The organism is Arcicella sp. LKC2W, assembly GCF_034931005.1.
GTDB lineage: Bacteria > Bacteroidota > Bacteroidia > Cytophagales > Spirosomataceae > Arcicella.
This window is the reverse complement of record NZ_JAYGIN010000039.1, coordinates 19273-31300: the sequence shown is the minus strand read 5'-3', so window position 1 is coordinate 31300 and position 12028 is coordinate 19273. Positions and strand designations below refer to the sequence as shown.

The following is a 12028-nucleotide window of genomic DNA, read 5'->3' as shown; positions in this document are numbered from 1 at the left end:
TGCCGTTTGAATTCTTCGCTGAAATAGCGAATAAATTTTTGCCCAGTGTTCTTGGTTTTGTCCATCTTTTGATACGTTTTAAGTTCAAAATTTGGTCAACTTATTTCAGGACGGGACAGAGTTAGGGGTTTATGAGTTTATGAGTAAAGAGTTTAGAGTTTATGAGTTATGTGTTTGTGGAGTTACCCATCAAGCATAAACTTATCACGCATATACCCATAATTAATAGACTGATGACTCATAAACTCATAAACCCGAAACTCATCTCCTCTTTCCCTGATTTTCCTCAGTGTTATTGAAAACTTAACACGAAAAATTTTTTTGAGTAAATGCTTCTTCCTACATTCGTTGACAGAAACATAATAGTTTTTTAACATTAAATTAATATTAAACATGAAATCAGATAACAAAAGCCTTAGTAACGAAATCTCATCTGTGATTTTAGGGAAATTGCATGGATTAAATGCTAAAAGTGCTAAGAAATTGGTGAAAGCAGTTGATGAAGCATCTAAAGATATTGTAAAGAAATTTGCAAAATTACAAAAAGAAGAGGCAAATGAGCAGGAAAAAGATGCTAAAAAAGCGTTGAAAAAAGCATCTGAAAAGGCTGAAAAAGTAGCAAAAGCAAAAGCAAAAGCAGCTGAGAAAGCAGCATTAGATGCAAAGATTGCTATTGTAACAAGCGATGCTGATGAAGTAGCACCAAAAGCTACAGTAGCCAAAGTAGCACCTGCCAAAAAAGCGGCTGAATCAGTAGCAAAAGCTCCAGCGACTGAAACTGCGAAAGCATAAAACTTACCGATTATCAATCAAATAGAGAGTTTGTCAAAAATAAATATCATTTTTGACAAACTCTCTTTGTTTTGTAGCGAAATGCAACTCGCTCACGGTTTGATGTTGCATAAACCAAAACCTTTTAAATTATGTCTAATATTTTAGAAGTTCAGCACGTTGTAAAAAAATACGCTGGGCATACTGCACTCAATGATGTTAGTATTGAAGTTCCCAAAGGTTCAATTTTTGGGCTATTAGGTCCTAACGGGGCTGGCAAAACCTCTCTCATTCGTATCATCAATCAAATTACAGCTCCCGACGAAGGACAAATTATTCTGAATGGTGAAAAACTACAACCAAAACATATTGAAGACATCGGCTATTTGCCCGAAGAACGTGGACTTTATAAAAAAATGAAAGTTGGCGAACAACTTTTATATCTTGCCCAACTCAAAGGCATGAATAAAGCAGAGGCTCTCGAAAAACTGAAAAGATGGTTTATCAAATTTGACATCAAAGATTGGTGGGATAAAAATGTAGAAGACCTTTCAAAAGGGATGCAACAAAAAACGCAATTTATCGCTACCATCGTGCATGAACCTAAATTGATTATTTTGGATGAACCTTTTTCTGGTTTTGACCCCATCAATGCCAATTTATTGAAAGACGAAATTTTGGAACTCAAACAGCGTGGTACAACCATTATTTTTTCAACGCACCGCATGGAATCAGTGGAGGAACTTTGCGACCATATTGCTCTTATCAATAAATCTCAAGTGGTGCTTCACGGTGCAAAAAAAGAAGTAAAAAACCGTTTCAAAGATAATTCTTACATGATTGAGTTTACGGGCAATTTGACCAATGAAAATGGAATTGTTGAACTGATAAATTCGTATGCTTTGGAAGATGGGATTACAAAAGCTCATATTCGCAACGTTAACGAATTGCCTGTAAATCAATTGATTGGTGGTTTGATTCAGCAAGTAGAATTAAAAGCCTTTAATGAAAATATTCCTTCTTTCAACGAAATATTCATTAAAGTTGTTGGCGGTGAAGCCAATGAGTTGTTATAAAAATGTATATCGAATCTCCAGATTTGATATTTAAAACCTCGACTTTACGGAACTGGAGTTCCGTTATACATTTCAACCATGAACAAAATATTACTAATTATACAAAGAGAATATCTCACACGAGTACGTAAGAAATCTTTCTGGATTGCATCAATCGTTGTTCCGTTTTTAATAGCGGGCGTTTATGCGATTCCCTTATATTTTATTTTGAATTCTAATGATACCAAAACCGTTGAAATTGTTGACGAAAGCGGTTTGTTCAAAAATAGAATAAAATCTGATAAAGACATTGTCTATCAATTTATCAATAAACCTTTTATTCAGGCTAAAAAGGAACTTTTGAAAAGCGACGCTGATATTCTGGTGGACATTCCGCAAAACATTATTACAGACCCCAATGGCGTAAAAATAGTTGGTAAAAAGAGTATCGGAATGGGTACTCAAATGGATATTCAAGGGGCAATTCAGAGTGAATTACGCAATATTAAACTTGAAAAAGCCAATATCGACTTAAAGGTTTTGGAAGATAATAAAGTCAGTATCAATGCTGAAACTTATACTTTGCAGGAAGATGGAAAAGAACAAAGTAGCAATTCTATCGGAGCAATGATTTTGGCAGGAGTTTTTGGAATGATTCTTTACATTTCGGCACTTTTATATGGTTCTCAGGTAATGAATGGTGTTATTGAAGAGAAAAGTAACCGTATTATTGAAGTAATGATTTCGTCGGTACGACCATTTCAGTTGATGATGGGCAAAATTATTGGTGTTGGTTTGGTGGGTATTACGCAGTTTCTTCTTTGGGGTATCCTGACTTTTACGGCTTCTACGGCAACTACAAAATTGATGTCAGGCAAGATTGATGAGAAAGTACAATCTATGCAGAAAACGGGAAAATCTCAGGAAGAAATTACAAAATTCAAGAAAGATTTTAAAGAAAAAAATCCACTTTCGGGTATTTCCCAAACGGTAGAAAATATCTCATTAGCCAAATTGATTTTCTGTTTCTTAATGTTTTATATTGGTGGCTACATGATTTATAGCTCACTGTTTGCTGCTATTGGTTCGGCAGTAGAAAACGCATCTGAAGCTCAACAATTTATGTTTCCCGTCACGATTCCTATTATTTTGTCCTTCGTATTGGGACAAGTAATTATTCAAGACCCCGACAGTCAGTTGGCATTTTGGGCATCCATGTTTCCGCTTACCTCACCGATTGATATGATGGTTCGCTTACCATTTGGAGTTCCAAATTGGCAAATTGCCCTTTCTTTAACCTTACTCATTCTTGGTTTTTTAGGAACAACTTGGGTTGCTGGAAAAGTGTATCGTGTGGGTATTTTGATGTACGGTAAAAAGCCATCTTGGAAAGAAATCTCTAAATGGGTTTTTTATAAAGGATAGACTTATTTTTTTGCGTGGTAAACAATTTCGTTATTTTTAGCGATTTAGACAATCCAACATTAGGGCAAACACGATGTGTTTTATTTGCCTATTATAATTTCAAAAGAGTCGGTGGGAAAAATTTCCTTCCGACTCTTTTCGTTAGAGCATTACCAATGAGTAAATAAAAACCTTCTCTGTCTTTTTAAATCATCTCAACAAATTGAGTTTATCCTTTTATTTCTTTAACTAATATTCATATATGAACCCTAAAAAGTCTATATTATTCCTTCTGCTTTTGGCAAGCCCTTCAATTTTTGCTCAACGCAATTATGCAGAAAAGTTGGCAGAAACTATCATGAAAACCTATCAAGATTCGATGGTAGTGATGAAATATGCCAGCCATTTAGAACAAGACAAACAAATTCCTACGGGTATGACAGTCGAACAAGCACAAAAAGCTCGTCCTGCCAATTGGAATTATGAAATGGGAGTAGTTTTAGAAGGAATGGAACGTCTTTGGCGTACTTCTGGAGATGCTCGTTATCTTCAGTATATGCGTAGAATTGTTGATAAATTTATCATGCCTGATGGTAATATCCGTACTTTCAAAATGGAGGATTATAATTTAGATAATATTCCTACGGGTCGTCAGTTATTGACACTTTATCAAACTTTTCACGACAATAAATATAAACTTGCTGCCGATTTATTATACAAGCAATTGGGCGTTCAGCCACGAAACAAAGTAGGTGGATTTTGGCATAAATTAAAGTATCCATCACAAATGTGGTTGGATGGACTTTATATGGCTGAGCCTTTTTACGCTGAATATTCATTAATGACAGGTAAAAATGAAAACTTTGATGACATCGTGAATCAGTTTGTTTGGATGGAACGTTATGCTCGTGATGAAAAAACAGGTTTGCTATATCATGGTTGGGACGAAAGTCGTCAGCAAAAATGGTCAAATCCACAGAACGGAAAATCTCCAGAATTTTGGAGCCGTGCGATGGGTTGGTATATCATGGGTTTAGTAGATGTATTAGATTATTTACCGAAAGACCATCCACGCCGTGCAGAATTAATTGCTGTTTTAGAGCGTACTTCAGCAGGAGTTTTAAAATATCAAGACCCTGCTTCGGGTGTTTGGTGGCAAGTAACCGACAAGGGTGGTCAGGCAGGAAACTACCTCGAATCTTCTGGTTCGTCGATGTTTGTTTACGCATTGGCAAAAGCGGCACGTATGGGTTATATCAGTGACTCTTACCTTCCTGCTATCAAAAAAGGATATGATGGTTTAATCAAAACTTTCATTGAAACCGATGCACAAGGAAATACACACTTGACAAAAGCCGTTGGTGGTGCAGGTTTGGGTGGAACTCCCTATCGTGATGGAACGTATGATTATTATGTAAAAGAACCGACAAGAACAGATGATTTGAAAGCGGCAGGGCCTTTTATGGAAGCGTGTATCGAAGCAGAATTATTAAGTTCTTTAACGGTTGGAAAAGGAAAAACTGTAATGCTTGATAATTATTTCAATAACGAATATAGAAAAGATAACGGCTTGAAATTCCACTATACTTGGGAAGACCGTTTTGATTCGGGTTTTGCTTGGTTTGGAAGTATTTTTAATGATTTTGGTGCAAAAACTTCTACCTTGACTTCTGCTCCAACGGTTCAAAATCTTAAATTAGCCAACATTTATATCATCGTTGACCCAGATTCTAAGAAAGAAACGGCATCGCCAAATTATATGAGTGCGAAAGACGTACAAGAAATCAGTAATTGGGTAAAAGCAGGTGGAACATTGGTAATGATGGCAAACGACACCTCAAACTGTGAAATTCCAAAATTCAACCAATTAGCCAAAGCATTTGGTATTGAGTTTACGACTAAAAATAGAAATATGGTGCAAGGCGTACAATTTGAACAAGGTCGTTTGGATATTCCTGCTAATAATTTGATTTTTAAAAATACCAAATCTGTTTATGTAAAAGAATTGGCAACACTTGCCTTGAAAGCTCCTGCACAATCAGTTTTAACTGATAAAGGAGATGCTATCATGGCAGTTGCCAATGTTGGAAAAGGACGAGTTTTTGCCATTGGCGACCCTTGGTTATACAATGAATACGTAAATGCCCACAAAATTCCGATGAGTTTTGAAAACTTTAATGCTGCCAAAGATTTAGCAAAATGGTTGCTTGAAGCAAAAAAGTAAAACTATTTTAAAGTAAAATATTTTAATAGGATGTCGATGCTGAATTGGCATCCTATTATTTATTCATATCAATACTAAATCTATCCATGAAAAATACATTTCACAAAGCATTATTTTTCTTTATTTTATTCGTTGTCAAAAACAGTTTTGGACAACAAAAAGATGTTTATCTATTCTCCTATTTTACCAATAACGGACAAGACGGGCTACATTTTGCGTATAGTAAAGACGGACTCACTTGGGAAATGGTGAAAGATGGGAAGTCATATTTGAAACCCGAAATCGGGAAAGATAAACTCATGCGTGACCCATGCCTTATTCAAGCGAATGATGGTACATTTCATATTGTTTGGACATCGGGCTGGTATGATAAAATTATTGGTTATGCCTCTTCAAAAGATTTAATAAGCTGGTCGGAGCAAAAAGCAATTCCTGTAATGGAACACGAACCAACCGCCAAAAACTCGTGGGCTCCCGAAGTTTTTTATGATGATAAGAAAAAAGAATACCTTATTTTTTGGGCGACCACCATCCCTGGAAGACATGGCGATGTGGCAGAATCTGAAAAAGAAAAAGGCTTAAATCACAGAATTTACTATACAAAAACCAAAGATTTTAAGACATTCAGCAAAACAGAAATGTTCTTCAATCCAGAATTTAGTGCCATTGATGCCACCATTCTGAAAGATGGAAAATCGTATTTTATGTTTATCAAAAACGAAAATCCAAACCCTCCACAAAAGAATATTAGAGTAGTGAAATCTAAAAAAGCAAGTTCATTTTCTACCAATGTTTCAGCATCTATTACGGGTAATTATTGGGCAGAAGGACCAACCTCCATTAGAATTGGCGAATATGTTTATGTATATTTCGACAAATACCGTGACCATAAATACGGAGCAATTCGTTCAAAAGACCTAAAAACATGGGAAGAAATTTCAGATAAAGTTAGTTTTCCGAAGGGTTTACGTCACGGAACGGTTTTGAAGGTTTCGGAGGCGGTTTTTGAGGGTTTGGGCAGGTGAACAACAAAAATACGGTAGATTAAAATCTACCGTTACAATATGCCCCGAGCCGACGGCTCTTGTAAAAAGCTAAGTTCAACAAGTTCCGTAGGAACGGACAATTTGGTAACAACGGATTTTAATCCGTTATAATTTCGGTGGATTAAAATCCACCATTACAATACGCTCCGAGCCGACGGCTCTTGTAAAAAACTAAGTTCAACAAGTTCCATAGGAACGGACAATTTGGTAACAACGGATTTTAATCCGTTGGCAATTATAAAATCAGTATACCGACAAGTTCCGTAGGAACGGACAATTTGGTAGCAACGGATTTCAATCCGTTGGCGATTTAATTTGTTGAAATTACAGCAGATTAAAATCCACCGAAATTATAATATTCACAATTCTTCACACTTAATAAAATAAAAAATGGCAAATACCTATCATCAAATCTATCTACAAACAGTTTTTGCAGTAAAATATCGAAATGCTGTAATTCACAAATCTTGGCAAAGCGAATTATTTGCAGTAATTGGAAATTTAATAAATGAAACAGGATGTAAAACAATTATTGTGAATGGCGTAGAAGACCATGTTCATTGTTTTTTAGGATTAAAACCTGTCATTTCAGTTTCAGAATTAATGAAAACGGTAAAGGCGAAATCATCAAAACACATTAATGACCATTCTTTAACACCAGAACGATTTGAATGGCAAGAAGGTTACGGGGTATTTTCTTACGGACATTCACAAATTGATAAGGTTTATAAATACGTTCAAAATCAAGAAGAGCATCATAAAAAACAAACATTTGAACAGGAGTATCTAAATTTTCTTAACAAATTCAATGTGCCTTATGATGAACGATACATTTTTGACAATTTGACATAAAAATGTGATGGTTTAAATACCATTAGTTAGCTAAACAAAACGCTATGAAAAAAATAATCCTAATCTTATTCGCATTGATTGGTAGCTATCAATCCTTTGCCCAAAAAACAACTACTATCAATGTTGATTTTAATAAATCCATTGGCGAAATGTATCCGTTTTGGGCATTTTTTGGAGCTGACGAACCCAATTATGCTTACATGAAAGACGGTAAAAAACTACTCTCAGAGTTATCAACATTGAGTCCTGTTCCTGTTTATTTTCGGGCTCATAATATGCTCACTTCTGGACATGATACGCTCACTTTAAAATGGGGTTCGACCAATGTTTATACAGAAGATGCCAAAGGAAATCCTGTTTATGATTGGACTATTGTTGATAAAATCTTTGATACTTATTTACAAAGAGGCATAAAACCTGTGGCTCAATTTAGTTTTATGCCCGAAGTATTGTCTTCAAAACCAAAGCCTTACGAGCATCATTGGCAACCTGGAATGCCCTATAATGATATTTATAAAGGTTGGACGTATCCTCCAAAAGATTATAAAAAATGGGCAAATTTGGTTTATGAATGGGTAAAACATTCAGTGGCGAGATATGGAAAAGCGGAAGTTGAAACGTGGTATTGGGAACTTTGGAATGAACCCAATATTGGCTATTGGAGTGGCACAGTTCAAGAATATTGCAAACTGTATGACTACACCGCTGATGCCGCCAAACGTGCTTTACCAACCATCAAAATGGGAGGTCCCGAAACCACAGGGCCAAGTTGGAACAAAGCTGCTGATTTCTTAAATATTTTTTTAAAACACTGTGTTTCAGATACCAATTATGTAACGGGCAAAATTGGTTCTCCTTTAGATTTTATTTCTTTTCATGCCAAAGGCTCTCCCAAAATTGTGGATGGACACGTGCAAATGAACATGGGAACGCAATTGCGTGATATTTCAGAAGGTTTTAGAATTGTAACGTCGTATCCAACGCTTAAAAACTTACCCATCATTATTGGCGAGTCTGACCCTGAAGGTTGTGCGGCTTGTGGCATGAAAACAAATCCACAAAATGCTTACCGAAATGGTACGATGTATTCGAGTTATACTGCCGCTTCTTTTGCCCGAAAATATGCCCTTGCCGATTTTCATAAAGCCAATCTTTTAGGGGCAATCAGTTGGTCTTTCGAGTTTGAGAATCAGCCTTATTTCTACGGATTCCGTGATTTGGCAACCAATGGCATTGATAAACCTGTACTAAATGTATTCCGAATGTTTGGGATGATGTCGGGAAAAAGAGTGGAAGTGAAAGGCAATCAAAACTATCATTTCACGATGGTGCGAGATTCGAGTGTACGAGGGAAAAACGCTGATATTGATGCCCTTGCCAGTAAAGATGCTCATTCGGCGGCAGTTATGCTTTGGCATTATCACGATGACGATGTGCAAGGAACAAATGCCAATATTGAGGTGAATTTGAAAGGTTTTACCGCCAAACAAGTTAATTTTCATCATTACAGAATTGATAATGAAAACAGTAATTCTTATGAAGTTTGGAAAAAAATGGGTTCGCCCGAAAACCCAACAAATGAGCAAATTACTATCTTAGAAAAAGCAGGACAATTAACACTATTGACTTCGCCAAGCTACGTGAAAACGCAAAATGGCGAGCTAAAAATGACTATTTCTTTACCGAGACAAGGTGTTTCATTGTTGAAATTTGACTGGTAAACATCAATAATGTAAGTACCAACAATAAATATTTAATAGTATTGATTTCGTTTATTTGGTAGTGGCGTATAGCATACGCCAACATCGCCATAACATTGGCGTATGCTATACGCCACTACCAAATGTCAAATAATATATTGCTAATATTTATCCTAAAATAAAATCTATTTTAATGAAAAACACAATTTTTAAAGCACTTGCTTTATCAGCATTTATATATCTCCCGCTTTCCGTTTCGGCTCAAAAAATTGATAGAAAAGCGGTTGTAGAACGCCATCAAGTTCAGGTCAATAAACTGGATACTTTATCGTCTTTATCCATTGGAAATGGCGGTTTTGCATTCACGGTTGATGCTACTGGTTTACAAACTTTTCCTGATTTTTATGCTAATGGAATTTCACTTGGTACACAGTCGGAATGGGGTTGGCATAAATTTCCAAATGTGGGGAATTATAAAATCGAAGAAACACTAAAAGACCTTGAATCTCACGGTCGAAAAGTGCCTTATGCTGCTCAATGGAATGAACCAAAACGCAAAAAAGAAGCGTCTGATTTTATTCGCCAAAATCCGCACCGTTTGCAATTAGGAAATCTTGGTTTTGAGTTATTCAAGAAGGATAATTCAAAAGGTCAACCTTCTGATATTCAAAATGTTTCACAAACGTTAAATCCATTTACAGGAGAAATAAAAAGTCATTTCATTTTTGATGGTGAAGCAGTTGATGTTCAAACATTTTGTCATCAACAAAAGGATATTATTGCGGTAAAAGTGAAGTCAAATTTGCTAAAAACAGGACAGTTAAAAATCCGTTTACGTCTGCCTTATCCAACCGATAAATTTGTAGATGCAGGCAATAACTGGAAAAACTCAGAGAGCCATATTTCTAAAATTTTAGTTTCTTCTCAAAACCACGCAACGGTCAACCATACTTTAGACCAAGACCAGTATTTCGTTCATTTATCGTGGAATAATAGCGGGAAATTACAAGAAACAGCACCTCATTATTTTGTCCTTGAGCCTTCAAAATCTTCTGATATTTTAACACTTAATTGTCAATTTTCGGAAAAGAATATTGCTCAAAAAACAAACTTTAGTGCCGTACAGAATAATAGTATTTTCAACTGGTATAATTTCTGGAATACAGGTGGAGCCATTGATTTTACAGGCAGTACCGACCCACGAGCAAATGAATTAGAACGCCAAATTATTCTTTCGGAATATCTTACTAAAATACAATGTGCAGGTTCAGCTCCTCCACAAGAAACAGGCTTGACTTACAACTCTTGGTTTGGTAAACCTCACCTCGAAATGCACTGGTGGCATGGCATTCATTTTGCCCTTTGGGGACGAATTGATTTATTAGAAAAAAGTTTGTCTTGGTATAAAAAAGCCTTGCCAACTGCCCGATTAATAGCCAAAAGACAAGGGTTTGCTGGTGCAAGATGGGCTAAAATGACGGATAATGATGGCGGTGAAACATCCTCTTCGGTGGGTTCATATTTAATTTGGCAAGAACCACACATTATTACTTTTTCAGAATTAGTTTATCGTCAAAAGCCGAATCGTCAAACCTTAGAAAAATACAAACAAGTCGTTTTCGAAACGGCTGAATTTATGGCTTCTTTTGCCTATTTTGACAAAGAAAAAGGAAAGTATATTTTAGGAAAAGGGATTATTTCGGCTCAAGAAAGATTTAAGCCTGAGGATACTTTTAACCCAACTTATGAGCTAAATTATTGGTGCCAAACACTAAAAATTGCCCAAAATTGGCGTAAAAGATTAGGCTTAAAACCAAATGAAAATTGGCAAAAAGTGATTGATAATTTATCGCCACTTCCTACAAAAGATGGGCTTTATTTAGCGACTGAAAACGCTCAGGATTCTTATACAAATCCAAAATATTTAACCGACCATCCAGCCGTTTTATGTACTTTGGGAATGTTGCCCGAAACCGCAATGCTTGACAAACCAACCATGAAAAGAACTTTTGAAAAAGTTTGGAATGTTTGGGATTGGCAAGACACTTGGGGTTGGGATTTCCCGATGGTTGCTATGACTGCCACTCGTTTGGATATGCCCGAAAAAGCCATCGACGGATTGATGATGAAAATTAGAACAAACACCTACTTACCAAACGGACATAATTTTCAAGACGGACGTTTACGTCTTTATTTACCAGGAAATGGAGGACTTTTAGCCGCCGTTGCTCTCATGTGTGCGGGTTATGATGATTGCAAAACACAAAATCCTGGATTTCCTAAAGATGGTTCTTGGAAGGTTAAATGGGAAGGGTTGGAGAAGTTTTTTTAGAGGTTTTTATAACCTTACGAAACAATAGACCACAGATTGAACGGATTATACTGATTTTCGCTGATTATTATTTAGATTATCTGTAAAATTAGTTCAATATGTGGTCTAAATTTGTCTGCGACAAATAGTTGATAGTTCCGTAACTTTATGAAAATATAGCAAACAAAACCATGCAACAAGTAGAACATATTGGCATTGCCGTGAAGAGTTTAGCGTTTTCAAACGAGTTATTCACGAAATTATTAGGCGTTACCCCTTACAAACAAGAAGGCGTTGAATCTGAGGGTGTTATGACTTCGTTTTTTCAGACGGGACAGACAAAAATTGAGCTTTTAGAAGCTACAAATCCTGATAGTCCAATTGCCAAATTTATTGAGAAAAAAGGAGAAGGCATTCATCATATTGCTTTTGAAGTAGCAGATATAATTTCGGAAATGGCAAGATTAAAATCAGAAGGATTTACGCTTTTGAACGAAACCCCGAAAAAAGGAGCTGATAATAAATTAGTGTGTTTTTTGCACCCAAAAGGCACTAATTCGGTTTTGGTAGAACTTTGTCAAGGAGTGTAGGTAATAAGTAATAAGTGATAAAAATGGAGTTATTGGAATTTGAGTTCCGATAACCCCATTTTTTATTGCTCATTG

9 protein-coding genes are annotated in these 12028 nt (G+C 36.0%); all 9 read left to right on the top strand.

Features of this window, described 5'->3' with window-relative positions; all coding sequences use genetic code 11:
• Nucleotides 1-393 precede the first annotated feature (393 nt).
• Nucleotides 394-792: a hypothetical protein gene (locus VB796_RS22740; protein WP_323348894.1), complete on the top strand. Its 399-nt coding sequence runs from the start codon at nt 394-396 to the stop codon at nt 790-792.
• 131 nt (nt 793-923) lie between these two features.
• A complete protein-coding gene (locus VB796_RS22735; RefSeq protein WP_323348893.1) occupies nt 924-1847 on the top strand; it encodes an ABC transporter ATP-binding protein in 924 nt (307 codons plus the stop codon).
• Between the two features lie 78 nt (nt 1848-1925).
• On the top strand, nt 1926-3251 hold the full coding sequence (locus VB796_RS22730; protein ID WP_323348892.1) for an ABC transporter permease: 1326 nt from the start codon (nt 1926-1928) through the stop codon (nt 3249-3251).
• A 241-nt stretch (nt 3252-3492) separates the two neighbouring features.
• A complete protein-coding gene (locus VB796_RS22725; RefSeq protein WP_323348891.1) occupies nt 3493-5454 on the top strand; it encodes a glycoside hydrolase family 88 protein in 1962 nt (653 codons plus the stop codon).
• A gap of 86 nt (nt 5455-5540) precedes the next feature.
• Nucleotides 5541-6479, top strand: a complete 939-nt coding sequence (locus tag VB796_RS22720) for a glycoside hydrolase family 43 protein (RefSeq protein ID WP_323348890.1) — start codon at nt 5541-5543, stop codon at nt 6477-6479.
• Between the two features lie 411 nt (nt 6480-6890).
• The gene (tnpA, locus tag VB796_RS22715) at nt 6891-7352 is read left to right on the top strand and encodes an IS200/IS605 family transposase (protein WP_323348889.1); all 462 of its coding nucleotides are present in this window, start codon (nt 6891-6893) and stop codon (nt 7350-7352) included.
• A gap of 44 nt (nt 7353-7396) precedes the next feature.
• Nucleotides 7397-9073 carry a GH39 family glycosyl hydrolase gene (locus VB796_RS22710; RefSeq protein WP_323348888.1) on the top strand — a complete coding sequence of 559 codons (1677 nt, stop codon included), beginning with the start codon at nt 7397-7399 and terminating at the stop codon, nt 9071-9073.
• A gap of 172 nt (nt 9074-9245) precedes the next feature.
• Nucleotides 9246-11384 (top strand): hypothetical protein, encoded by a 2139-nt coding sequence (locus tag VB796_RS22705; protein ID WP_323348887.1) that lies wholly within the window; start codon nt 9246-9248, stop codon nt 11382-11384.
• Nucleotides 11385-11554: 170 nt separating this feature from the next.
• Entirely contained in the window at nt 11555-11953 is a 399-nt protein-coding gene (gene mce, locus VB796_RS22700) for a methylmalonyl-CoA epimerase (protein ID WP_323348886.1), read from the top strand.
• Nucleotides 11954-12028: the final 75 nt, after the last annotated feature.